This is a genomic window from Lysinibacillus sp. NPDC093692, from assembly GCF_050280125.1.
In the GTDB taxonomy this organism is placed as follows: Bacteria; Bacillota; Bacilli; order Bacillales_A; family Planococcaceae; genus Lysinibacillus.
Genome location: NZ_JBNNUW010000004.1, coordinates 143,895 through 169,754 on the forward strand (window position 1 = coordinate 143,895; position 25,860 = coordinate 169,754).

Below are 25,860 nucleotides of genomic sequence, written 5' to 3' on the forward strand. Positions count from 1 at the left end.
AGGAAGTTTTCTATATGTTGATATTCCTTTGTTGCGCAAATGAAACGCCTGTACACTTTGCTAAAAGCATTTGTTCGATTAAATCAGATAAATAAGCACCCGCTTCAAGTGAAGTCAGCCCATCTTTATGAATATTTGAAATGACCGTCCGATCGGCTTCAACTGTTTTTTCGGTCGGCCGATAAATCATGTAAGCACTCAGGCTTTCATCTGTATTTAAACCTGGCCTTTCGCCAATCAACGAAATAACAAGGTCACAATTAACAATAGCAGCCACTTCGTCTTGCACCCACACACGCCCCCGCTTAATAAAAAATGGAGTTGCAACGCTTATATTTTTTAATTTTAATCCTTGTATTAAAGCAGGTAGTAAATCAGCTACATTGGCTTCTACTGCCGAGGAGCTCAATCCATCACAAACAATAATTTGAACATTTTTTCCTTTATCCCCATTTTGTTCAAGATACTTCATAGATTCATCTGATAACTTTCGGCCAGCATCTAAATCCATTAAGTAAGATTTCATATCATTTGCTTGTGTTTCCAGCTTGTGTAAACCCATCTTTTGAAGAAAATCATCACTGACATCTCTTAATACAGCATCCTGTGCGGCTGCATGGTCAATTAAAAATTGCAAATAACTTGTCGTCAACATTCGAGTGCCAGTTCGACCAATACCTATACGTGCAGGTGTAATACTTTGTGCTCGTTCAATGGATGCCGCGTTATGCGGCTTGTCTACCCCTTTTATACGTCCTTCTGGAAAATGTATGACTTCTTCTTTAGTTTGAGCGGTATCGTTTTTTGGCGAATTCATGTTTTTCTGTACTTCTTCTACTACTCTTTGAACAATATCTCGAATTTCTTGAATATCCATTTTGATTCCCCCTCCTCAATCAAAAATTGATAAGTCTCCTGCTCGTTTTGTCAACTTCCCATTTTCCATTAGGCCCATATTCTCCAACCATTTTTCAAACTCTCGAAGTGGTCGTAATCCTAGAATCTCACGCAAACTAGCATCATCGTGATAGCTTGTATCTTGATAATTCAGCATGACATCATCTCCACCCGGTACTCCCATATAAAAATTTGCACCTGCAACTGCCGTTATGATACCTGCAACTTCCTGATCATTTTGGTCGGCATCCATATGATTTGTGTAAGTGGGTGCAATACCCATTGGTAAGCCATGTAATTTCCCCATAAATCCATCTTCGAGATCCGCTCTAATTAATTGGCGACCATCATAGAGTGTCTCCGGTCCAATAAAGCCTGAAACAGTATTCACCATGAAAGGCTTCCAGTGACGTGCATAACCGTAACTTCTTGATTCAAGCGTTTGCATATCTACCCCAAAATCAGCATTTAAAGATACTTCCGAACCTTGTCCTGTTTCAAAATACATAAAGTTTGGGCCAGCAGATGTACCATATCGAGCCATCATCTCATAACCCTCATCAAGAATTTTTGAAGATATACCGAACGCTTCATTCCCTTTTTGTGTACCTGCTAAACTTTGAAACATTAGTGCGATAGGCGCCCCCTGTTTTAAAGCCTCCATTTGTGTTGTTATATGGGCTAATACACAATTTTGTGTTGGAATTTTCCAGTTCTCAATAAATTCATGTGAAAGTGTCAAAAGTTTTTTGACAGATTCAATTGTATCCACATTCGGATTAATACCAATAACTGCATCACCTGCTCCATAGGATAATCCTTCTTTTATTGAATACAAAATGCCTTCCGGGACATCATTTGGATGGTTGGGTTGACAACGAAATGCTAAACGACCAGGCTCTCCAATTGTCGTATTACAATGTGCTTGATATTTCATTTTCTGTGAAGCAAGAACAAGATCAATGCTTGACATTAGTTTAGCAACTGCTGAAATCATTTCACTTGTTAGTCCTCTTGAAAGTTTCAATAACTGATCTGTACCTGTATCAGATGACAGAATATAATTTCTTAGTTCACCGACTGTCCAATTTTGAATATCTTTATAAATCGTGTTGCTAATATCATCATAAATTAAGCGTGTTACTTCATCGATCTCATATGGAATAACCGGATTCTCATAAATTTCTTTCAGTTGCATCTCGCTAAGTACTACTTTTGCTGCCATACGCTCTAGTGATGATTCTGCTGCTACACGAGCCATCACATCCCCGGATTTTGCTTCACTGGCTTTTGCAAGTACCTCCTTTACTGACGAAAACGTATAATGAGTTCCCTTTACTACGCAAGACAATTTCATCATTTAACACCCCTTTTTATTATGTTAAAGATTGCAATTAAACAAAAAAAGCGCTTCCACGTATCCCTGAAGAAATTTTCTTCGGGCGTGAAAGGCGCCTTTGCCTTAGCTATTATTTTAGTTCATTCTACACTACTAGCAAATATTTTGTAAATAGTTCGAAAACAATATCAGCTTCCCTGATTAGTATTATTTAGCCTCGGTAGATACAATCGGAAAGGTTATTGAAACTTTTGTCCCTTTCTCAGAAATAGGGAATGAAAAAACGCCTTGTAGCTTCTCTTCAACTAACATTTCTACAAGTTGTAATCCTAAAGATGAAAGATCGCCTATCGAAAAAGGATTACCAATTCCACATCCATCATCCGTTACTGTAATCTTAACCATTTGCTTTCGTTGTCTCAAATTAATAGCAATTCTCCCGAAATTACTTGAAGGAAAAGCATGTTTAATGCTATTTTGAACTAACTCATTAACAATCAGTGCTACAGCTGTTGCTTTATCTGAAGGACAGAATATCGACTCTCCTTCTACAGACACAGCAATATGTTGATCTGGAATAATAGACGAGGAAACTAACAAAGTAGAAATTTGTTGTATTAAAAGTTTAATATCAGCTTCCTCAATTCCACGCTGGGCCAAGTAATCATGAACTAAAGCCATACTAGATATTCGAGATATACTGTCATTAAATACCTCAGCCACTTCTTCCGAGTGAGTACGTTGCATTTGTAATCTCAATAAACTAGAAATAACCTGTAAATTATTTTTAACACGATGATGAATTTCCTGAACGACAATGGCTTGAAAGACACCTTGCTTGTCTCCGCTATTAGTCGCTTTCATAAGCTTCTCTATATTTCTTTCGTTCTGCACTACCTGTGAAATATCTCTTTCTTTTATTAATACCCCAATGGTCTCCCCATAAAGGTCTTTTATAGGAACAATATCTTGTTGCATGACTCCACGCTCTTCCGTAATTCCTCTTGATCCAAAAATTGGTTTCCCGGTTTTCAAACTAAATAATACACCTGGCTCCATTTCTTCAAATGCTATTTTCCCTAGCAAACTTTTTTTATATAAAGATGCTATAGTAGTAGGCTTTGCCTCAGCTACAATTAAAGAGGCGTTATCTTCTTCTAAAAGACAGTTGATAAAAATATCTGCTTGAGAAAGGTCAGCTATTATTTGAAGGTTTTGGGCTACATCTAAAATAATTTCACACTGTTCATTTGATAAATTTGTTAATCGTTCTAAATCTAAAATTCCCATCATAATAACGCACTTTCCCTTTCTCTAGTTTTTCAAACACTATAACAAAAAATGTGTTCCATGCGATACATCTATTAGAGAATATCAAACAAAATTCAGTATAAATAATAGAAAAGGACCAAGCGTATTTATTCACACCGTCTTGCCCTTTTCTTTTCTACTTTCGATTGTTTCGATCGTTCATTATACATCTAATCCTAAGTGTGAACGCAATGTGTTACCTTCATAATCAGCTCGGAATAAACCACGTTCTACTAAGTTCGGAATAACATCGCTAAAAAATAAATCTAAAGATTTTGCAGGACCACCCGGCACAGCTATAAAGCCATCCATTGCTCCTTTTTCATAAAAATTCACAATTTGATTCACAATATCTTGTGGTGTACCAATTGCTACAAGATGTGCAGAGCCAATTACCTCTGGACGTTCTAACAATTCTTCAACAGTTGGCTCATTTTCTATAATATATCGGCGCACGAGATGTGCATGCGTTTTACTACGTACTTTTTGATTTTCAGGCGGTAACATATTTGCTGTTACGCAATCCATTAGAGCTAAATGACGAATATCCATTCCACTTACGGATTCTAGGGCATTATAGCGACGTTCAATTGTTAAATGCTCGTGTGCTTTACGGTGCATTTCTAATGCTTCCCCATATGTATCACCAATAAAGAAATACAATCCTGGTAATAAACGTATGTCATCTGCTGAACGCCCTAACTCAACAGCTCGCTTGCGCAAGTCATTACGTAATTCAATACCCACTTCTATATCTGGCGTGGCAGCAAAAATAGCATTTGAAACTGCTGCTGCAAATTGGCGACCTGTATCCGATGCTCCTGCTTGGAATAGAGGAATATCACCTGCTGGATGCATAGGTATATTTAATGGTCCCTTTACATGAAAATACTCTCCATCATGGTTAATTGGCTTCACAAGCTCTTTAATTTTCTCTAAATCTCCATCTGCCTCTAATATTTCATAAGGGTTGCTGTGCCATAGTCGCTGTACAACATCCTTACATTCTGTTGCCTTTGCATAACGCTCCTCTGACGTAGGCATCAACTCGTTGCTAAAATTAGATGCTCCATCAATTGAAGTTACTAGGTTCCAACCTAAACGCCCTTCACTAATCCAATTCAAGGATTGTAATTGGCGCGCAATAATATAAGGTGGATTAAATGATGTTGAAACTGTTGTTACCAAACCAATTTGTTTAGTTTCTCTTGCCACCGTCGCCATTAAAAAACTTGGATCTAGCCCTACTGTTCCTTTCATTTTAGCTATTAATTCTGGATGCGCTATTAAATAATCTGCCTTAAATACAAAATCTAATTTCGCTGCCTCAGCACGCTTTGCAAATGCAATATGTTCATCAATTAACGCACCTTTTTTGCCTTGCTCACCATTCACTGCTAAATGCATCCCAATTATAAGATGTCTTTTTGTCAATTTACACTCTCCTTTTCTAATTGAAAACGATTATCATTACCATCATAAAGTTTATTTTCTAATAAGGCAATGAAATAAAGAGTGTATCCATATATTAAACAATGAAAATAATCTATTACAGATCCAATAAAGAGAGAGCATGTTTTTTAAATTAATAAAAACATGCTCTCTTATATAAAAAAATTTTTACTAAAAATGTGCAAAAATACAAGTATTGAATATTAAACAGCCTGCCGCAATTCTTCTTCCTCATGCATAACCTGCAAAATCGTGTTTTCTTCTCTACGCTGACAGATGTTATTCCAAATAAGAGCCGAAATAACAAGTAAGGTCCCTACTATATCAAAAATTGTTATGTTGTATCCTTGTATCATCATAATGACCAATGTAGTTATTGGAACGAAATTAATAAATAAAATCCCGTTAATGGATGATAGGATTTTCACACCGTAATTCCAACTAAGCAATGCTACAATACCCGGCAATGTCATCATAAACAATAAATCATATTTAATAGCAAAAATCGTTTCCGTACTTGGGACTGATACAACCCCTTGTATCGTCATGATTATTGTGATGATACCTGTTACAGCTGTGCCAAATACACATGTTAATGTAGAATAACGGAGCGTAGACCAATCATTAAATGTTTGACCGCCCATTGTATAGATAACCCACCCTACAACACCAATTAAAATGAGTGCGAGCGAAACTAGATTATGTTTTAGTGTAAGAAAGAAACCCATATCGCCTTTTGTAATAACAAAAATAGCTCCAACAAAAGCAATGATCATGCTGCTAATCATATACTTCTTCGGTTTCACATGTTTATAGCCCCAAAGAATTGCAATCGAAATCATCGGCATGAGTGCTTCCATAATCGACGCTACCATAACGCCAGATTTCCCCATTAACATTTGGCCTAAGAAAACAAGTACATTATAAACTGTAAATGCCATCGTCCCAAAAAAGACGAGCAATTTACCTTTCCCTTCTAAACGAAATGCTTTCTTCCCTTCTTTCATCCATAATAAAATGACTAATACAATCGATACCACTCCATATCGAATAGTTGAAAAATAGAGCGGATTTATATATTCAAGTGCATGATCTGCTACTGGAAACATGGCTCCCCATGACATACTTGCAATTAAACATGCGATCACGCCTACTACTACTTGATTTCTTCTCACTGTTTTTCCTCGTTTCTATATAACTACTATCAATTATGCCAAGGCATAATTGCGTCCGGAATCGGCTTTGTGCATAGGGCTGCAGATGTTTTTTGTGCGAAAGCGCAGTGCTAACGTAGCGTCAGCAACACGAGGGCCGACACGATGTCGGTCATTGCGGTAATGCCACAGGACGTGGCGTTTTTACCGATGCAGGTCAGTTAGCCGTTATCGCATAGATGCGATGGTTTTAGGCTAACATCCCCTCAGAACTCCTTTCCGATCACGTGACATCCGCCGGAGACTTTGGGCCAACATGATGTTGGTCACTCAGTCGTTGCCACAGGACGTGGCGATCTTAGACTGAGTTCCTCTAATTCAGCGAATGTTTGGACATCCCTGAAAGAAATTAAATGCACAATGAGAATTATAAAAAAGAAAATACATCACGTAAAATGATTGAAAGTGATGTTAACTATCATTTATAATGATAGGTTTTAAGGGGGGAAAGCTAGATGGAACTACGAGATTTACAGATTTTCAAAAGCGTCGCAAATAACGGGAGCGTTAGCCATGCTGCAAAAGAATTAAATTATGTACAATCCAATGTAACTGCACGTATAAAGCTATTAGAAAAGGAGCTCAAAACGCCGCTATTTTATCGCCATAAGAAAGGGATGACATTAAATCCAGAAGGGCGAAAAATGCTTGCTTACGTTAATAAAATTTTGCAGGATGTCGAGGAAATGAAACAAGTATTTTTAGATAGTGATACACCAACTGGTACTTTAAAAATCGGTACAGTCGAAACAGTAAGTATATTACCTACCATTCTAGCGTCTTACTATAAAGGATATCCGAATGTCGACTTAACACTACAAGCTGGTTTAACTGAGGAACTTATTAAAGAAGTAGCGGATCACCAATTAGATGGTGCATTTATAACTGGGCCGATTAAACATCCTGCTTTAGAACAATATGATGTATTTACCGAGAATCTCGTTCTCATCTCACAAAACAAATCCTTTCGCATAGAAGAATTTATGACTACACCTATCCTTGTTTCTAATCAAGGTTGTGGCTATCGTTCCAAGCTAGAACTTTGGCTCAAAAATGAGGGTTTATTGCCAAAAAGAATTATGGAATTTAATATTTTAGAGACAATTTTAAACAGTGTTGCCATCGGTCTTGGGGTTACACTTGTACCACAATCAGCCGCTGAACATCTTTCTACTACAGGCAAGGTTTATTGTCATCCAATTCCTAAAAAATACGGTACTATTTCAACCGTCTTTATTCGACGAAAAGATGCATATATGACAAATTCGATGGAATGTTTTTTAAAAACAATTGCTGAGCATCAGCATAAATAAGGTTACTTCTATCATTTACGCGTCTTTTCTTCTGCCAATCATTATTAATAATATCTGTGAAGTGACAAAAAACGCTTGGTTTCTAGTACCAAGCGTTCTGAGTTATTCAATTATATTTGAATTTAAAAACATAATTTTAAATTATAATGGTGCTATTTTGCATTTTTGTCAGGCTGATGAATACCGAATATATTGCCCTCGGTATCAATATAGTATCCCTGCCACGCCATTCCAGGAAGAGCATATTTCGGCATTGCAACCGTGCCGCCATTCTCAATAATTTTAGCTTCCGTTACATCGTAATTTTCCACACCCATTGTACAAGCAAATCCATTTAAAGCTTGATTTGGTTCTGGAGAAGCACTTTGACGTTGCATTAAAGCACCATCGATTCCTGGTTCGTCTGCATTACCAGTCACCGCTCCAAAGTAAGGCATTCCTGCATAATCACTCCAATCTTGAAATGACCATCCGAAAACCTCTCCATAAAATTTCTTTGCTCGTTCCATGTCACTTACATGAATTTCAAAATGAACTAATCTCCCCATGATATCCTCCTTATTATTAAAGAACTAATTTACTCACTGTGTTTGAGTACAATTACTATATATTATTATGACAAGGAATGGAAATAAAAAAGAGAGCAATTCTATGAAAAAAATCGCGAATAAGCATTCAAATACTAGTTCCCGATTTTGGTTCTATTTCTTTTAAACTAGTTAGTTAATAGCATTTAAATGCTCTTTTAAATACTGAATAAATGGATGCTTTTCTATATCTGATTTGCGTGTACATATAAATAAACTTTGCTGAATATTTGCACGTTCTACATACACCCTAGCCAGTTTTCCATTTGATATACTTTCAGTTACACTGTAGGACGGTGCTAAAGTCATACCGTACCCTGCTTCCACTACTTTAATCGATTCATGTAAGCCTTGCATTTGAAGTCCTAATTTAGGTAATGGACAATTATACGTATAGAAAACTGACTCCAATAAATCAAGCGTCGAGCTACCACGTTCCCGATAAATAAAGTCCTCATTCGATAATTCATAAATGGAGACAGTTTGATTTGCCAAAGAATGTGATGGGTGCACAACAAACCAAAAAGGGATATCTACTATTTTTTCAAACTGTAAATCAGGGTGACCCATTTTATTTTGCACGACAAAACCAAAATCTACTTCATAATTAAGAACTTGCTCTTCCACAGATTTTACATTACCTAGCGACACAAAAAATTCAATGTAAGGATTAGCAAGCTTATACGCTGCTATAATAGACGGGAGTATATAGTTTATCGGTATATAGGAAGAAGCAATATGTATTTTTTCTTCTTTCGCTAAAAATTTACCGAGCCTTTCATCAATTTGTGCTTCTAAATAAAATAGACGTATTCCCTGCTCATACAAAAACTTCCCCTCAGGCGTTAATTGAATGCCACGCCCTTTTCCTTCAATTAATTTTACCCCTATTTCGCTCTCTAATTTCCGTATTTGAATTGTGACAGCTGGTTGACTAAGCAGCATTTTATTAGCCGCTGCAGTAATTCCACCAAGCTTTGCTACATTTGTAAAAATCCTTAATGCATGCAAATTCATTTCATTCACTCCTCCCTATCCATAAATTTAATTTATGAATAAGCAATTTTTATATATTTGTTTTATGTATTGTTTAGCAGTAATTTAGGTGTAGAGGTGATTTGATGGAAATTTTACTACAGGAATGGTTTTCAGTAAATGGATTTATTTTATTTACAATTGGCTTACTCGCAGCAGTCATTGGTGTTCTTTTCGGCGCTGCAGGCTTCGTTTTGTTACCCGCAATGTTACTTATTGGCATTCCGATTCATGCAACCGTAGCTGTTAATAAATTCGCGACAGGACTTTCAGCTCTATCAAATGTCGTGTCGTTTATAATTAAAGGTCATTTATCGTTAAAAAAATTCACATCTTTAATGATGATATCTAGTTTAGGAGGTGTATTGGGCGCATTTTTAGCGACTCGATTATCAGAACAAATCATGAATATTGCAGCTTGTGTTTTCTTAATTTTCGCATTTTTCATTGTGATTTGCAGTAATAAATTTATGGTAAAGGATATTAAAGAGACAGAGGAACAACCAATTAATAAATTTATTCCATTTGCGGTTTCAATATATGATGGTGGTTTTGGACCAGGCTCAGCTCTAATGAATGTAACCTATCACCTTAAAAAGCAATATACCTATATAAAAGCAGTTGAGTTAACAAGAATGATTACGTTTTCAAGTTGTACAGGTGCCTTTCTCTTTTACTACTTTACGGGCATAGTTAATTGGGGAATCGCCATTCCTGTTTCAATTGGCTCTATCGTTGGCTCATTCTTAGGTTTAAAGATCATCCCTTATATCAAAACAAGATGGATTCAAATTTTATTACCAATCATTTTTTTCTTGCTAATTGTTCAGGTCGTATCAGATTTATTAATCTAGATCACGCACGTTTTAGTGGGCACGCAAAGCAAGCGAGAAGGACTAACTTCTCGCTCTTTTATTTCCTCTTATTTTATTAATTAGCAGGAGTGACAACGAGTTATATTTTCAACTCTTTTATCCCTGCTTTTAATGTATCTGCATCCACTTTTAATGTTTTCCAGCTGTCTTTAGCTGAATTCAAATTAGGTAGTAAAAATTTGAATTTATTTTGTTCCGCCTTATCAGATGCATTCTCGATATGTCTCAATACTCCTGAATATTGAGAGTCTAAATCATTCCATTGTGCAGACATAAAAGTAAGGGCATTAATAGCATCATCGAGTGCATTGTACATCTCACTAATATTACTATGTGCAATTCCAACTACACGATTTAATGTTGTTTTATAATCAACTGTCTGTCTTAATTGTGCTAATAACGGTTCTAATTGACCTAATTGATCTCTCGCTATCCCCAGCATAACACCACCAGCAATCCACGTAGGAATAGAAGGCACAGATATTGTTATTATGCCATCAGACTCTAGTTTCTTATAGTAGTTTACTGATTCTAAAATTTCATTTAGGCGCTTTTGATCATCCTCAACTGCAACCCCTTGATTTTTTAAAATTGTCTGTAAAAGCTCTTTATTACTGCCAAATGCTCTAACATCTTGTCCAATATCATTTCTTAATTTCGTTAATTCTTCTATTAATTGTTGAGCATACTTTTGATTTAGTTGAATCTCTTCTTGTAAATCTGTAATCCCTTCTATTAACGTCTCTCCATCTCCTGTATTTATTGCCTCTACAATTATGTCATAATAATTTTCAAACTTTGTATCGTATTCAATAATACCTGTTAATGTATCTATAAGCTGTTTTTTTACCTTTGTATCCCATGTAAGGGCGTGTGCTCTAGCATCCTTTTGATCTTGTACAATTTTACCTGGTAAATCCGGATATCCATTAATTTTAATCCCTTCAAAGTTCACATCTGGATTCTTAATTAACATATACGAATAAGCATTCATAGATTTTGCAAAAAGCCCCGCCTTTTGCAAAGTTTCTTTCATCTTCACTTCATTTGCTGAAAGAGACGTATCACTATTGCTTGTTTGCTCAATTTTACTTGTCTCTGCAAATGCTGCTACTGGAGAGACTACAGAAGTTGTTGTCAAAGTTAAAAACGTCGATACAGCGAGTACTTTGTAAAGAGATTTTTTATTCATTTAATATTCCTCCTATATGTTTTTTATTTTCAATTTTTATCTTCTTGTTTAAAAGCAATGTCTTTTGCAATAAATTCCGCATCTTTATGAATATCATTCCAACTTTGTTTAGCCGCTTTTAAATCATCAGGTATTAAAGAGAGCTTATGGTCTTGCATTTGATCGATATTATCATATAAGTCTTTATAATTTGCCCCCATCGTATTCCATTGTTGTTGAATATTCGTTAGAGACATGATCGCTTGATCCACTGTTTGATATAAGTATGTCAAAGTGTCTTTGGCGTTAGTAAGTGAAATAACTGCTTGGTTAGCGAAATCGGCTTTCATCGTTAATTCTCCGATTTTATTGGAAATTTCGTTGTAGGAGTCCATATGATTAGATGCTGTAACACCAGCTGCTGTTCCTAAACCAATACCAGCTGCACCGAGAGCTGTAAGGCCGCCGACAACTAGCGGAGTTGCTGTTCCGCCTGTCACAACAATTACTACCCCTCCTGCAATAGTTCCAATAATTAAAACAGCTGCTCCCAATCCACCACCAATTGACCATGCTAGTACATTGTCAAAATGTGCTTTTTGAGTGGAACGTAGATTCTCAATTTCAGCTTGAAGTTGTGGAATCAATGCCTGTTTGCCCGCTAATATTGCCGTTAATCCACCTTTCCCATCTGGACCACCAATATTATTTTTAAAATCTATAGTATTTGTATATAGCTTTGTTTTGAAGGCTTCTAACATCTTTATGACTTCTGTAACTTCTTTTGAATTTGTATCAATCGAACTGATTAAATCACCAATACCTTCTTTTAGCCCTTCCTTATCTTTCTTTTTTACAGTGTCTATTAATGTGTCGTAATAATTATTAAATTGTTCATCGTAATTTACAATATTACGTGCTGTCTTTTGAATTTTTGGCTTCGCTGTATCTAACCAATAATTCGCATTGATTCGCGACAGTTCCTGATTAAGGTGAATATTTTTGATTAACTCTCCCCCTTCAGAACCTAAATCAATATTTGATAGATTTACATTTGGTTGTTTAATCATTGTTTTTGCGTACAAATCCATTACAAGAATATGAGAACCTGTTTCAGCTAACGCTTTCTTCAGTCCTTCAGGTCCTAATGTGTAATAACTCTCAATTTTCTGTTCTTGAACGCTCTGTTCTTGCGCAAGTGCCTGAATAGTACCACTGTTAGTTGCAGTTATAACCGTTGCCAAAGTGGCCACGGTTAACACCTTATATGAAAATTTCTTCAAATCTAATCCCTCCTAATTTTTTCGATAAACTATCAAAATTTATGAACTTGTTCTTCAAGTTGACCAATACAATTTTTTAATCGTCTTAATGTATCTTTTTGAGATAAATTGTTAGCAGTATCAGCATCAGTACTTAACTTTGTGATACTACTATTTATTAAATTCAAATCTTCTTTATAGCGTTTCAATAGATCAAGTTCTACATCCACTTGGCTAGCAAATGTATGTAAATCATGTTGCATAAGTAGAAGCATTGAATGTTGTAAATCTGCTATCGATAGTTTCGTTGTTAAATCATATAATTTTTGGTTTTGCTGCTCTAAATCATTTAAATACGCTCGTTGTTCTGCCTTTAGATTATTTACTTCAGCGAAGGTACTATATGTTTTCTTGATTCTTTCTGAGTCAATTACTTTCATAAGGTCATGCTCTTTCGCTTTTGTAGCTGCTGCAGCTGCAATTTCACCTTTATTATTTTTTTCTATTGATTCCCGCGCTTCTTTTTTAGCAGCTTCAATCTCTAAAGCAGTTTTACCATTTTCTTTTGCTTCTTGCTCTGCTTTTTTCTCTGCTTCTAAAATAGCGTTGTTAATTTCTTTTCCTTTGTTATACGCTGCTGCCGCTGTTTGAGCAGCTGGTTCAATAATATCTTTTGAAAGACTATAGATCTCTTGGAATATTTTTAGTCCTTGTTCATTTAAAGCTCCCGGTAGAAACGCTATTTCTTGCAAATTATTTTGAATTGATTTTTTAGTATCTAGTAATTCACCTTTTAGCTTGTCTATCTTCCCTGTTCCTTCTAAACTAAGTACTTCCTGAGCTTTTGCCACATCAGTATCGAGATTTTTAAGTTTTTTATCAAGCTGTAATTGAAGATCTGTTAATTCATTAATCTGATATTGAATACCTTCTTGGTTTGTCATAACCATTTCTTGAAGGACTTCTAGCCTATCGAGGAAACCTTCCTTATCTTCCTTATTATCTACATATTCCTTTAATGTTGGATAATAGCTATTAAATTTAGTGGCAAATCCTTTACTTTTTGAATTAATTAGAATTAACTTTGGATAGAGTTCCGATGTCCATTCTTTCATATCTTGTTTTATTAGGAATTGATCTGTATGTAAAGCTGGTACTTCATCTAGCTGTACATTCGGGTTCATTAAAGATTGGTCTATATACATTTGGATTAACTTAGATTGTGCACCTAATTTTCTTAAAGATGAAGAAAGAGTCATGTTCTCTTCTTGAAGTTCTGCTTGAGCAATAGGCGTTGCAAAAGTATGTACAGGAACAACTCCTGTAGCAACAATGGATGTTATCATTAATCCTGTAATTAATTTCCTTTTCATTCCATTTTCCTCCCTATATGATATTTTTCAAAATAATTCCTACGATTTTTTATTTAGTTTGAGCACCCCCAATTTACTTGAGTTTAGGAAAAATTCTTTCTATTTCCTATGATGTAAATTTTAGTCATGTACACATTTTTTAGCAAATAACGACGGAATTAACCTATTTCACGCTAAAATAGGTTATTTCACTGTAATTCCGAGTCTGAAAATGGATTAATATTAACAATATTCATCTGAATGTGTCACAATATAACGAAGTTCAGTCGTCTGACGACTAAATAATGACATATTTTTGTTAATAATGGATGAATTATGTGAATTGGAATAATTCTATTAATTATTCCTTGGCTTAATTATGTCTGGAATCGGCTTTGTACTTAGGCATGGGCCAGCAGGTTGTCGGTCATTTCGGTAATGCCATAGCGTGGTTTTCTTAGACTGAGTTCCTATATTTTAGCGGGTGTTTGGATACCCGCTGAAATAAGTTGAAGTTTACATATATTGATTCCCAATAAGACTCTTCTGGTAATAGATATTAGCTGTGAGATGGTACCTACTTAATTTTCATTATTGAGGGGTATCATTGACTTTGTAGTTACAAGGCACTTTTGAGATTTTTCATGTTTCTAGATTGAAATGTAAAGAACCAATTGCTTATTGAAGATTGGCAATCGGTTCTTTAATTAGATTTTTATTTAGTTTTGTAAAAACTTATTAGCCTACCTAAAAAGGTATAGACTAAGATTGAACTGTCATCCAGCGCGCATTTCTTCCTTTTGAGATAAGCTTAATTTCGCCTAATAATTGTAAATCAGTTAAAGCTTTACTAATTGTACTTTCGGCTATATCTGGATAAATGCTCCGAATGCAATCTTTTGTAAAAGGTTGTTGTTGATTATGAATGAAATTCTGAATTCGTTCTACCTTAGTATGTTTACATATAGAATCCAGTACTCTGCTATGTAAATCTTTATAAGCCTCTAAAATAATCATCAAGAACTCTTTTAACCAAAAGTTCATATTGTGTCCATTACAGTACCAATTAACCGATGATTTAAATATAGCTTCATAGTATTCAGATTCTCTTTTCTTTATATATTCATCTAAACAAACGTATTTTACAAATGTATGTCCGCTTTTTACTAATAGTAATTGCAAGAACATTAATGTTAATCTACCATTACCTTGACTAAAAGGGATTATGCAATAAAAATTGAATATAAAACGAGCGATCAATATAAGTGTAGGCATCTCTTTTTTGCGGTTTAATAAATTGTACTGGTTGCATAATTGTTCTATAGCCTGTGGAACATTTTCAGGTGGAAGAGGACGATAACAAATCGTGTGCATCCCTTTTTCAGGAATTCCTGGAATAGAAAATGGCTTTTGGCGCCATTTCGCGCTGTCAGAGGTATTATAATGAATTAATTGAAAATGCAATTCTTGTATAGTATCTGGACTTATAGAAAAAGTACGAGATTGTTTATGTACAAGAGTCATAGTTTCATAATAACAAAAAATCGCATCTTCCGAAATTGATTGGGGTATCATATCATCTAAAATAATTTCTTTTAATCGCTTATTTGAAACTTTTATGTCCTCATAAACTGAAATATAGTTTTTTATGTACTGTAGGGGTATAGCTTTTTCAAGGCTAGTGAATATATCAGGTCTTTGCTCTTTATAAGCGGTCAACATACCTTTATATTCACTAATTTCACTGACTAAGGTTATTAGTTGCTGATCAATATTTATGTACTGATCTTCGAAAAAATTTCTCATTTTGTTCCTCCTGCCACTATTTCTCAATTGCTCTATTACAATAATATTTTCGGGAGTTCCTAATGTTATTCTAGTATTACTATTCAAATAACATTTGGTTTAATAGAGCTTTTACTTTTTTAAAAAAGAGGATTAATTTATTATTCAAATTTTTGTATAAAGTTACTCTGGATTTTGAAATTACTTTTTTATTCTAAATAATGGATGTATCATGAATATAGACGTTAGATATTATTAAATATCGGAATATTATCTTTTAAATGTACTGATATCTTTATTATTTTTGTGACATTTCTGTGTTATTTTCCGACATTTTTATTACGTTTATTAATTAGATAACTATTTTGTGTCCTTTTGCTGTGTAAATCAATTGCTAGCAGAACCTTTATTTATGTGTACTAGCATTTTGTTCGTCCTTTTTTAGCATTATAATGAAAGAGACAAGCGGATATCATATCTTAATTAGACATGGAATCCGCTTGTTATTAATTCATTGAAACTTTCTGTAATCATAAAACAATATCACCTTTTAAATATGTAACATCGATCTTAATCAAAACAAAAAGCACTCTTGGTTTTGATACGTATCAAAACCAAGAGTGCCGCATTATGCCAAAATTGTACCTTGATGAAGCTCGACAATCTATTTATTTATGCTTTTTTTGCTTTTTGAAGATACATTTGATTATCTGCTACACTCAATAATTGCTTCGCTGTAGCCCCATCTTGTGGAAAACGCGCACAGCCGATACTTGCTGAAATCACAATTTGCTGTTCCTCGATGCTAAACGGCTCCCGTAATAACTCGTGTACTTTTTCTGTATACGGTTCAACTTCATTTGCCGTAGTGATATGTTCAACTAATAACACAAATTCATCTCCGCCAAGACGTGCCCAAACTTCCTGCTTTTGAGTAAATTGCTTGCACCGTTCCGCAAACATTTGCAGTAATAAATCTCCCTGTAGATGTCCAAACTGGTCATTTACTGCTTTAAAGCCATTCAAATCTATGAAAAATAGCGAAAATACCTGATCCTCTTCTTCGATTAAACGCTCTAAACGATCTAACATAAATTTACGATTCGGTAAATTCGTTAAACTATCATAATAAACAAAGTGCTCCAGATTTTTGGAAAAATCAATCGAACTTTTTAAATACTTATTTAAGTTTTGAATGCGCTTATAGTGATTAGATACATCATAAAGTTCTATCATTAAATACGATGTATGTTCTATTTGTATATGTTGAATTAAAATATTTTGACGAGGTGGCTTCATCTTTTCACACTTATTTTCCACAAAATATTGATGCATCGCTGCTGAGCAAAAGCTTTTTTGTTTATCCGACAAAGCCTTTTCAAACATATAGGCATAAATCTTTTTATCAAAACGTGGAACAACTGTTGTGATCGGTAAACCTTTAACCTCTTCTTCACTTCTACCTGTGTACTTGACTAACCATTTATTCCATAATTGAATGTTCAATTGCTCATCCAATAAAATAATGCCATTATCTAGCTGATTGACGATTGCCACATATAAATCATTCATCCAAATCCCTACTAATCTCGTCCACTTTTTGAATTAAAAATTCGATTGATTCTAATGAAAACTTAATTAAAATGATGCCTAGAACCTTTGAATCATCTACATCAAAACTTACATAAAGTAATAATACATTGCTATCCCCGGAGCTAGTCAGTGTTTTATAAAACTCTCCTTCATTATGTAAAATTACCTGTGGCACATCGTACTCTAGTTTCATCTTCAGCAGGCTTCCCATACCACCCATAATAGAATTTAGAATGATATTGCCTATTTCCTTTACAACATCAAAATCCTCATCATTAAATGAAAGCTCTTCAATCTCTTCTGTATATTCTTCCCCTAAGCAAAGCGCAGTCAAATATTTAATTTGCTCTGCCGGAAAAATAAAATCTGCTCTACCAGAAAAGACATTACCAAACTTTAAAGAGGTAGATAGTACTGTACCATTTATTACAGGAGTCAGCTCTTCTTGATTGCCAGACTTTAATTCTTGTAACCCTAGTAAAGTTATCTCTGGTACTGACAAAAAAATCCTTTTTTGAAGAATTTCTGATAATAAGTTAGCTGCCTCACCGACAAATACATTATACAGCTCTTTCAATATATCCTCTTGTGTTGTTGTCAACAACTAAATCACCCTTCTATCAATAATTCTATCTCCTTCAGTTTCGCAACATTTATCGGTTTATTAATAAATGCTAACGCTCCAGCAGATAAAACCTCGTCACGAACCGCCAATTGTACGTCAGCTGAAAGCACGATAATTTTAGCCGTTGGATATTTCTCTAATAATTGTCTAATTGCCTCTTGTCCACTCATCTTAGGCATTAATAAATCCATAAATACAAGGTCAGGTAGAAAAGTTGCAAATACTTCAATACCTTCAACACCGTCATTTGCTGTTTCATAAACAGCATCAGGGTAAATAGATTTTAATGTTTGTATTGTTGTTTTTTGAGAAAACACGGAATCATCTACTACAAGTACTTTCATAAAAAATTTATCCTCCGCTATTAAAATCATGTTTCTTAAAATAATATCACAATTATTCTTTATTTGAAAAATATTTAACTAGTTCTCTAAATGTTGGTGAAATATCTATAAAAAGTTTTTTGCTAACTATTCTTAAAGGTATCAAGATTTCACTAAAGGATACATTCGAGTTCATCGTTGAGTTAAAAAAGCGATGTCCTAGAGCACAGATTCAAAAATTCGAGTAAATGGTGCAGAATAATTTAACCCTAATAAGGTTCCACATTGAGAAAAATATTATTCTTAAATAATTTATTACTCACGTTTAGATGAATAGCATCATTCAATAGGTGTATTTTTTATTTATTATTCTTCTGATTTTATTGGTATTGAGAAATCTGGTAGCGAGTTAACAATATCTTCATATGAATTAAAAAAAGAACTGTTAGAATAAACTTCTAACAAAGTACCAGCTTGAATTAGACTAAAGACAGTCGTTTCAACATCGAAGTTTATATTTACAAGATCAAACAATCCTCTTGGACGTCTCTTTTTATCAACTGAAAAGCAGTCCCTCCTAGAAGACCAAAAAACTAAATCTTCCATACTACCTGTTAATTTTATAAAAGGGAAAATAACAGAAAATGATTCACTATTTAAAATTTCAAGAATAGCAACCTTCGAATTTTCCAATATATTCAAAATCTAAACTGTTTTCATTACAAATTAATTCAAAATCATTCGTATGAATATTTATAATTTGAATACAAAAGTATATTGGAAATGCATCAATTTTCTCCATCCAAATTTGAATCGTTTCCATGTGCAAACTCATCGTGTCCGGAAAGATAATATCAAATACATAATTAGGGTTTCCTAACATCTTAAACTGAAGAAATTCTTCATATCGCATTTGTGTAATATCACTAATTTCAATTTTCATTAGATCTAAGTTCCTATCTTTTTATTGCTCCTTTATAATATATTATTATTACTTTTTCAATGAATAGTAATGGCAGCAACTGAGAGGAGTGAATTTAATGCTATATAAGGAAAAGAAAAGCGTGTTTTGAATTATTCAAAACACGCTTTTTCTATACTCTATTGAATCATCCTTTTATTATCAAGTGCCTTAAAGTAGCGTTACCTTTGGATGTCGTACAAACAGTTTCACTAAACTGCCATAAAACATCAATCAGTCGTGTACTGTCGCTACGAAAACACTTGTAACTGCCGTTTCACTTTCAAACACGTACTGAAAGAAGTTAAAACGAGTTAATGTAAAACAATAGTTTTAGCTCGATCTTCATTGACAGTATAAAGGAAGAAGTTTAATGTAATATCTTTTTCCTTTATATTTTTAAATGTTTCTACTTGGTTATGTGTTCTTAACACCCCATCATTAGAACGAGTTTCAGCAAAGATTCTTTTGCCATTCTGATAAATAACATTTTGTGTGATACCACCAAATTGCTCGTTCTTACTTTCTGATTCAACAATTAAATCATTACCTTTTGTATAGTAGGTAATATCAATTGGATACCCGTTTAATTCTGTTTTTATAGTCTTTGGCACATCAGAAATATTTGTTAGCTCTACTTTGTCTTGCTTTTCAGCTTCATAAGAAACCTTCGCATCATTTAAAGTAAGTGAAATTTCTTTATTCGTAATATCTTTTATTAGCTCCTGTGTTTCAAAGGAAAGATAATCATCAAAATAATTTCCTGACAATTCTTGTTCACCAATTCGTAATTTAATCTGACGATAATTGAAATGAGCTATATTAGAGTTAGAATCTGTATATTTTTCATCAAAATAAAGCTTCACATTACTCGGTGTAATCACAAGCTCGTTAAATTGAAGTTGCTGTGAGCCTACCTCAACTTTTTCGTCTATATCCATAACAAAAGTAGACTTTTTAGCAAGATCTTGATTGTATTTAAAATCCAGGTTCCACGTTTCTGGTTTATAACTTACTGTATCAGTATAACTTAAAAATATCCCTAATTTTTCTACCGCTTCTTTTTGTATCTCTAGTGAATCACTTCTTTTAATGACATTTGCTTGAGGACGTTTATGAGTGACACCAAAACTCGCAATGGTTTCATTTTGAATTTTATAAGATACATATGCGTCTTCTATGTTATTGGACTCTTCCAGGTCGATAAGATAATCCAATGTATATTGCCCGTTTTGATATCCATTTGAAGTAAATTCTATTTGTGATACTCCATCTTGATTAATAGTAATCTTTTCAGGGAACGCGTTCGATTGAACTACATTTTTTAACTCTACACTTTTCAGCTGTATCTCCTTTACACCACCAAGTTGAAGTGTAACATGGCTGTTATGTGGGATTTCCTCATTTGTATGTAGGATCCCTACTAATTTATCCGATTCCTGATTATATACTGCACTTGTTTCCATCTGTATTTCTTTTTCGTCATTTATTTTGAGTAATGCTTGTTCGAAGTCTCCATAATCTATTGGATAATCGTGATCAATGTCTAAGCTAAAGTTAATAGTAGTCCCATTTTGATCTGAAATTACATTATGAATATTTAATACACCAGCTTCGTTTTCTACAGTTTTATTGATTTCCTGTCCAAAGCCATTTTCTAAAGAAGTAATAACGCCTGTTCTATTCATATTTCGCATCCAGTCCAAGATTTCTGTTGTATATTTAGCAAATACAGGTGTGGCTGATAAAACAATTGTAAACATAATGGCAGTTAATATAATTTTGGGTTTATAGCTATGTTTTTTAATTTTATAATTATGATTTCGTTGTTTACGGATGATTTTACTCCACATTTCATTCTCATTAGGATATTCTACTTCATCGTACTTCACTTTTTCTTTTATTAAATCGTCCATATTACTCATGATGATCCCTCCATTCGAGTAACAAATTTTCATCTACTTGGATAAACTTTTTCATTAATTTTTTACCTTTATAAAGTCTCGATTTAACCGTCCCCTCAGGGATTTTTAGAATTTCAGCGATTTCTCTATCTTTACAATAATGCACATATTTCAATACCATTACCTTCCGTATGCGAACAGGCAGATTGTTCATTAAATCGACTAACTCACTTTTATTTTCATTGAGCTGTATTGTTCGCTCAATATTTTGGGTATTGTCAACTCGTATAAATGATAGGAAATCAAAATTTTCTTTTAATAGCAGTCTTTTCTTTTTCTTTAAATAATTTCGAGACATATTCATAGCAATACTAAGCAACCAAGATTTTTGATTTTGTATAGCTTGAAAATCTTCACTCAAAGCTTTTGCAAATACATCCTGACAAAGATCCTCTGCATCGTATTTATTTTGAAGCATGTAATAGCAAGCTCTGAAAACGTCTTTATAATATGTTTGAAACAATACCCTCTCATCGCTAATTTGTTCCACAATCCCACCTCCTTTTCCGATTTCTACACAAGTAACAATTTAGCATTATAAATAGTTCATTTTTTCAAAAAAACTTTTATTCAATTTCGTTAAATGCCCAGAAATTCACAAAAAATTCTTATCGAACTAAATTTCAAATCAACATGAGAAACGGTACAAGAAAAATTAGGCTACTTAACGCCCATTATATATGGGAATCAAGCAGCCTAAAAAGTGTTTAATGTGTGTCTCAAATACAGATTTTAATTGGTAGTTTAACATAGTTTTTTAAGATTTATGATTGTCAAAGGTTTTAAATTGTAGTTGTTTTTCGCACCCGATATAGGTTCAAGTCTATTTTTCAAATCCCAATAAGTATCATTTCATCATTGATAATATATTCGGCAAAACATACATAATCTATTGGCACCGAATTAATCAATACGAGTTATACTATATATAAGATATGGTTGTAAGTTATTTCATAACTTTTTTTCATTGAAAACCATTCTGAAAATGCATTGCATTCACCATAATCAGTACTTTGGAAAGGGCAACAATCTATACTAAACAGCCTTAAGAATCAATCTACCACAAACAAAACCACAACTAAGAGCACTATATTTATCTCCCTGAACAAAAAAATATAGTAAATTTTCACTAAAACTATTTACATAAATATAAAATTGAGAGAAAATATAATAGTATTTCTATATTTTATATAATAAAGAAGGAGCTTTAACATGAAAAAAATTATTTTTTCAACAAGTCTATTATTTTTTTGGGTGAAAGGAGCCGTAGAAATTGATAACAGATTTGTAAAAACCAATTTATCAAACACAATTCTAGGATTTATTCCAGCAGGAAAAGATGAACAAAATATACCTCTAAAGAATATTTCGGGATCAATGTTATCCTCAAAATATAATCTTAAAGCAATAATAATTGGTCTATTTATTATTTCACTTGGATTTTCATCTATGGATGGAAGCCTTATCGGTGGTTTATTTTGGTTAATTATTGGTATCGGAATTGCCGGAAGTGGAATTCAAACAATATTAAGCATAGAAAAATCAGGGACACCATATTATATAAGTGTGCCATTTTTTGAAAAAGCAAAAATACAAGAATTAAACCAGTATATCCACGCAGCTTTAGCTGAAGATACTGACAAAACAGATTTAAATTTATTCTTTGATAAAAAAAATCAATAAACACTAAAAACCGTATTAACTTTTAGTTTATACGGTTTTTTCATTTTTATAAAATTCTTTGAACATTTTCTAGCGTCACTTTATTATTACGATTAACGTTTGTACTGGTCACCTATTAATCATATATAGCAATTGCATCAATCATTCGCACTAGCATATAAATTACTGAAGCACAGCTTATTTTACTTGTAGCATATTAGTTCCTGCTAGAATGAATTCGAGGTAATAAATATTCAAGTCTTTAGTTGAAACGTCCAACCGTCACAACGACCATAAAGAAGGCTACTTAATCAATTTTAGAAATTGATAAAAAGTACTGCCTCGTTTTTTCAATAAGAAAAAACGAGCTGCCTAACGCACTCCGTTTGTTTAGATGATTTGATTCACAACTCAACCTATCTTACATACTGAAAGAAATAGCTCTACACTACCTTCTAGACAACAAAAAAGCAGTCAATCTTTATAGACTAACTGCCTTTTAAAACTAGAACTTATAAAATCTTCTGATAAAGTTCGAAATTATCTAAACCATATTCACTATATCCTAAATCTATTGTATCAATGTACTCAAACCCATATTTTCGATAAAGTTTTATAGCAGGTTTATTTTTTTCATATACATCCAAACGAATAGCTTTAATATTCATTTCTTTACTATACTGAATAATAAAATCCATTAGTCTTTTCCCAATTCCCTTTTTGAGATAAGTAGGATGTACAGCAAAAGTATATATAACTAATATATCTTTATAATCTAAATCAATATTCCAATTAGCTTTAGAATAACCTAATCCTTGTTCTGTCGTAATATGACAGTACCAACAATCTGTTTAGCATCTCTAATCACATATAAATTCCCTTCCTGTACGCCATTCATCGCAGTTTCTTTTACAGGATATACTCCTTTTTTCCATCCAGGGTAATTTATATGGGAATCAAGATAATCATTTAAATCATTATATAAAGATTCAATTTCGACTGTATTATATTTCGTCCCTTTTTCAATCTTCATAATTTCCCCTTTATTAGTTAGTTGAAGATTCGTAAATCACATTTTTCGGCCACTATATTTTTTTACTAAAGTTACTGAAATTGCAATAATAAAAACAATCATACTATTCATTATTAAAAAGTATCCTAGTTGCATGCCATAAAATATTGCAAAAGCATCTCGGATAATAAATAGCGCTAATAAACTTCCTATTGTACCAAAGAAAACCGCTAGTAATAATATTGTAAAAGCAGCAAAATATAGATTTTTCTTTTTCTTATAGGATATAAATCCAATAATATTTGCACTAACAATAAAAAAGCCCATAAGTATTAAGAAAATACTATCCATTTAACCCCTCCTAAATAAACATATTTTACCATTAAAACCGAAGACCTTCTTGAACTATTTTGCTCTGTTAGTAAAAAAATGTCTTCACTTGTTGTAAGTTAAAGTGGAAAGTTTCACAAATAATAAAAAATAGATTATACTGGACTAACTATCATATTCAAAAAGGAGCATTTCCTATGACCGAGAATAATCAATCTGAAGTACCAAAAAAATTCAGCCTGCAAGAGGCAGTGAAAAAGCAGCTTGAAAACAAAAAGAACAGTTCCACTGCTAATAAAGGAAAAAAGCATGCCGACCTTTCAACAAAAAAAATGAAAAGTCAGCAAACGAAAAAAACAAGCAATACCCGTAGAAAAATGGGTGTCTAATCTACCGACAATATCGGAGAGACATATTACCAGACAGAGCTGTTGTCGAATCATTCTTATTATCTTCGCCATGAATCGGGTGATGATGACTTCGGGTATTAATGAGGTCGCCAATGTTATATTTATAATTTTCATCATTGAAAACCTTCAAAAAGGCTTAGGAATAACTCCTAAGCCTTTCAATCTTTCTATTATTGTGTAATACTCGATTTAAATCTGAAGATAAAGTATGAGTATGTCTTAATCGCTAAATTAGAACATTCCCTAAGTATTGGACATTACCTGCTGAACTAATAAATTCAACTTCTAAAACAAAATTTTCTTTTCTGTTGGAAATTGAAATTCTATAAAGTCCTCCGTTTATTTGCCATCTTTTTAATAAGGCAACCGTTATCTTTGGATCAGTCCAGATATCCCTCCAATTTTTAATTCTCTTTATAATCTAAACACACTTTTTTGTTTTCTTTTCAATGTTCTCTAAGTATACTTAGTTGCTAATTAGGAAATTCTATAATTATCGAGACTATACCTGTCATTATATTTAAAAGGTTGGGGATTATTTAAATGGAGTCAATATGGTTAGAGTATGCCTGGGCATTGCTAATTCTAATTGGGTTAGAAGGATTATTATCGGCAGACAATGCTCTTGTACTTGCAGTTATTGCCAAGCATTTACCCGAAGAACAGAAAAAAAGAGCAATAAATTACGGAATCATTTTGGCTATAGTTTTCAGAATTACTGCACTTTTTGCGATATCCTTTATTGCGAATGTCTGGCAGATTCAAGCAATAGGAGCAGCCTATCTTCTTTATCTAGGATTAAAACATGTCATTAAGGCACTGTTTGGGAAAGATAATAAGAATATTCACAAGGACGATGAAAAGGAAGCCGCTGGTAAAGGTTTTGGTCCAACTGTTGGGAAGATTGCATTAGCAGACCTTGCTTTTGCAATCGATTCAATACTAGCTGCAGTTGCTTTAGCTCTCGGTCTTCCCGATTCTCCCTTAGGTAATTTTGGAGGTATGGATGGAGCGCAATTTATTGTTGTTGTTCTTGGAGGGATTGCTGGACTAGTCCTAATCAAATTCGCAGCAACTTGGTTTGTGCAACTACTTGAAAAACGTCCAGCATTAGAAATAACAGCATATGCAATAGTTGCATGGGTTGGTGTCAAACTAGCTATAATAACGCTCGCCCATGAGGATATAGGTATTTTAGATCCTCACTTCCCTCACGGTACTGCCTGGACTATGATTTTCTATGGCGTATTAGTAGGTATTGCCCTAATCGGGTGGTTTGCACCTAGGAATAAGTCAAAATCAAATGGGTAAAAGTTATAAATTAAACCTCGTTTCTTGAGCAGTTAACGGGAGTTAATGTATTTGCATTTTGTAGTTTGAGCATATT

Annotated in this window: 25 protein-coding genes; 5 read left to right on the forward strand and 20 right to left on the reverse strand. The window is 33.6% G+C overall.

All coding sequences use genetic code 11. The features are described from left to right. Nucleotides 1–10: 10 nt before the first annotated feature. The 5 genes from eutC to ACQKN4_RS06555 form a co-directional block, all read right to left on the reverse strand. Nucleotides 11–877 (reverse strand): ethanolamine ammonia-lyase subunit EutC, encoded by an 867-nt coding sequence (gene eutC / locus ACQKN4_RS06535; RefSeq protein WP_079559853.1) that lies wholly within the window; start codon nucleotides 875–877, stop codon nucleotides 11–13. A 15-nt stretch (nucleotides 878–892) separates the two neighbouring features. Further along, on the reverse strand, nucleotides 893–2,254 hold the full coding sequence (locus ACQKN4_RS06540; RefSeq protein WP_079559852.1) for an ethanolamine ammonia-lyase subunit EutB: 1,362 nt from the start codon (nucleotides 2,252–2,254) through the stop codon (nucleotides 893–895). 189 nt (nucleotides 2,255–2,443) lie between these two features. Continuing rightward, nucleotides 2,444–3,529, reverse strand: a complete 1,086-nt coding sequence (locus ACQKN4_RS06545) for a sensor histidine kinase (RefSeq protein WP_079559851.1) — start codon at nucleotides 3,527–3,529, stop codon at nucleotides 2,444–2,446. A 180-nt stretch (nucleotides 3,530–3,709) separates the two neighbouring features. Further along, entirely contained in the window at nucleotides 3,710–4,954 is a 1,245-nt protein-coding gene (locus ACQKN4_RS06550) for an NtaA/DmoA family FMN-dependent monooxygenase (RefSeq protein ID WP_427483022.1), read from the reverse strand. A gap of 248 nt (nucleotides 4,955–5,202) precedes the next feature. Continuing rightward, entirely contained in the window at nucleotides 5,203–6,174 is a 972-nt protein-coding gene (locus tag ACQKN4_RS06555) for a DMT family transporter (RefSeq protein WP_427482919.1), read from the reverse strand. A gap of 494 nt (nucleotides 6,175–6,668) precedes the next feature. Here ACQKN4_RS06555 and ACQKN4_RS06560 point away from each other — a divergent pair, with 494 nt between their 5' ends. Further along, nucleotides 6,669–7,526, forward strand: coding sequence for a LysR family transcriptional regulator (locus ACQKN4_RS06560; protein WP_079559849.1), 858 nt, complete (start codon nucleotides 6,669–6,671; stop codon nucleotides 7,524–7,526). A gap of 152 nt (nucleotides 7,527–7,678) precedes the next feature. On the opposite strand, the gene ACQKN4_RS06565 is transcribed toward ACQKN4_RS06560, so the two are convergent. Next, entirely contained in the window at nucleotides 7,679–8,074 is a 396-nt protein-coding gene (locus tag ACQKN4_RS06565; protein WP_079559848.1) for a VOC family protein, read from the reverse strand. Nucleotides 8,075–8,245: 171 nt separating this feature from the next. After that, nucleotides 8,246–9,130 carry a LysR family transcriptional regulator gene (locus ACQKN4_RS06570; protein ID WP_079559847.1) on the reverse strand — a complete coding sequence of 295 codons (885 nt, stop codon included), beginning with the start codon at nucleotides 9,128–9,130 and terminating at the stop codon, nucleotides 8,246–8,248. Nucleotides 9,131–9,234: 104 nt separating this feature from the next. Between ACQKN4_RS06570 and ACQKN4_RS06575 the strand changes: the two genes are divergently transcribed. Next, nucleotides 9,235–10,002: a sulfite exporter TauE/SafE family protein gene (locus ACQKN4_RS06575; RefSeq protein ID WP_427482922.1), complete on the forward strand. Its 768-nt coding sequence runs from the start codon at nucleotides 9,235–9,237 to the stop codon at nucleotides 10,000–10,002. Nucleotides 10,003–10,102: 100 nt separating this feature from the next. Here ACQKN4_RS06575 and ACQKN4_RS06580 read toward each other — a convergent pair whose 3' ends face one another. The 10 genes from ACQKN4_RS06580 to ACQKN4_RS06625 all read right to left on the reverse strand — a co-directional run bounded on the left by ACQKN4_RS06580 (nucleotide 10,103) and on the right by ACQKN4_RS06625 (nucleotide 21,549). Beyond that, nucleotides 10,103–11,215: an HBL/NHE enterotoxin family protein gene (locus tag ACQKN4_RS06580; protein ID WP_079559845.1), complete on the reverse strand. Its 1,113-nt coding sequence runs from the start codon at nucleotides 11,213–11,215 to the stop codon at nucleotides 10,103–10,105. A gap of 29 nt (nucleotides 11,216–11,244) precedes the next feature. After that, a complete protein-coding gene (locus ACQKN4_RS06585; RefSeq protein ID WP_079559844.1) occupies nucleotides 11,245–12,477 on the reverse strand; it encodes an HBL/NHE enterotoxin family protein in 1,233 nt (410 codons plus the stop codon). A 32-nt stretch (nucleotides 12,478–12,509) separates the two neighbouring features. Next, nucleotides 12,510–13,829, reverse strand: a complete 1,320-nt coding sequence (locus ACQKN4_RS06590; protein WP_427482925.1) for an HBL/NHE enterotoxin family protein — start codon at nucleotides 13,827–13,829, stop codon at nucleotides 12,510–12,512. Nucleotides 13,830–14,570: 741 nt separating this feature from the next. Further along, on the reverse strand, nucleotides 14,571–15,614 hold the full coding sequence (locus tag ACQKN4_RS06595; protein ID WP_427482927.1) for a Fic family protein: 1,044 nt from the start codon (nucleotides 15,612–15,614) through the stop codon (nucleotides 14,571–14,573). A 651-nt stretch (nucleotides 15,615–16,265) separates the two neighbouring features. Beyond that, nucleotides 16,266–17,165 carry a diguanylate cyclase domain-containing protein gene (locus tag ACQKN4_RS06600; RefSeq protein ID WP_079559841.1) on the reverse strand — a complete coding sequence of 300 codons (900 nt, stop codon included), beginning with the start codon at nucleotides 17,163–17,165 and terminating at the stop codon, nucleotides 16,266–16,268. Then, on the reverse strand, nucleotides 17,158–17,787 hold the full coding sequence (locus tag ACQKN4_RS06605; RefSeq protein ID WP_139376935.1) for a chemotaxis protein CheC: 630 nt from the start codon (nucleotides 17,785–17,787) through the stop codon (nucleotides 17,158–17,160). Before ACQKN4_RS06605 ends, ACQKN4_RS06600 begins: the two co-directional genes overlap by 8 nt. A gap of 8 nt (nucleotides 17,788–17,795) precedes the next feature. Then, nucleotides 17,796–18,155, reverse strand: coding sequence for a response regulator (locus ACQKN4_RS06610; RefSeq protein WP_094075061.1), 360 nt, complete (start codon nucleotides 18,153–18,155; stop codon nucleotides 17,796–17,798). A gap of 345 nt (nucleotides 18,156–18,500) precedes the next feature. Then, a complete protein-coding gene (locus ACQKN4_RS06615) occupies nucleotides 18,501–18,827 on the reverse strand; it encodes a hypothetical protein (RefSeq protein ID WP_427482930.1) in 327 nt (108 codons plus the stop codon). Between the two features lie 582 nt (nucleotides 18,828–19,409). Next, nucleotides 19,410–21,020, reverse strand: a complete 1,611-nt coding sequence (locus ACQKN4_RS06620) for a DUF4179 domain-containing protein (RefSeq protein ID WP_427482932.1) — start codon at nucleotides 21,018–21,020, stop codon at nucleotides 19,410–19,412. After that, a complete protein-coding gene (locus tag ACQKN4_RS06625; RefSeq protein WP_427482934.1) occupies nucleotides 21,013–21,549 on the reverse strand; it encodes an RNA polymerase sigma factor in 537 nt (178 codons plus the stop codon). Before ACQKN4_RS06625 ends, ACQKN4_RS06620 begins: the two co-directional genes overlap by 8 nt. A gap of 722 nt (nucleotides 21,550–22,271) precedes the next feature. Here ACQKN4_RS06625 and ACQKN4_RS06630 point away from each other — a divergent pair. Beyond that, nucleotides 22,272–22,742: a hypothetical protein gene (locus tag ACQKN4_RS06630; RefSeq protein ID WP_079559835.1), complete on the forward strand. Its 471-nt coding sequence runs from the start codon at nucleotides 22,272–22,274 to the stop codon at nucleotides 22,740–22,742. A gap of 491 nt (nucleotides 22,743–23,233) precedes the next feature. Here the strand turns inward: ACQKN4_RS06630 and ACQKN4_RS06635 are convergent, their stop codons facing one another. Genes ACQKN4_RS06635 through ACQKN4_RS06645 form a run of 3 tightly spaced genes read right to left on the reverse strand, consistent with a single transcriptional unit; the run spans nucleotide 23,234 to nucleotide 24,084 of the window. Then, on the reverse strand, nucleotides 23,234–23,551 hold the full coding sequence (locus ACQKN4_RS06635) for a GNAT family N-acetyltransferase (protein ID WP_303048852.1): 318 nt from the start codon (nucleotides 23,549–23,551) through the stop codon (nucleotides 23,234–23,236). Then, the gene (locus tag ACQKN4_RS06640) at nucleotides 23,530–23,754 is read right to left on the reverse strand and encodes a hypothetical protein (RefSeq protein ID WP_427482935.1); all 225 of its coding nucleotides are present in this window, start codon (nucleotides 23,752–23,754) and stop codon (nucleotides 23,530–23,532) included. Before ACQKN4_RS06640 ends, ACQKN4_RS06635 begins: the two co-directional genes overlap by 22 nt. A gap of 36 nt (nucleotides 23,755–23,790) precedes the next feature. Beyond that, complete coding sequence (locus ACQKN4_RS06645) at nucleotides 23,791–24,084, reverse strand: 3-isopropylmalate dehydrogenase (protein WP_427482937.1); 294 nt, start codon at nucleotides 24,082–24,084, stop codon at nucleotides 23,791–23,793. Nucleotides 24,085–24,260: 176 nt separating this feature from the next. Here ACQKN4_RS06645 and ACQKN4_RS06650 point away from each other — a divergent pair, with 176 nt between their 5' ends. Next, nucleotides 24,261–24,452 carry a hypothetical protein gene (locus ACQKN4_RS06650; RefSeq protein WP_427482939.1) on the forward strand — a complete coding sequence of 64 codons (192 nt, stop codon included), beginning with the start codon at nucleotides 24,261–24,263 and terminating at the stop codon, nucleotides 24,450–24,452. Between the two features lie 564 nt (nucleotides 24,453–25,016). Then, a complete protein-coding gene (locus ACQKN4_RS06655; protein WP_427482940.1) occupies nucleotides 25,017–25,784 on the forward strand; it encodes a TerC family protein in 768 nt (255 codons plus the stop codon). Nucleotides 25,785–25,860: the final 76 nt, after the last annotated feature.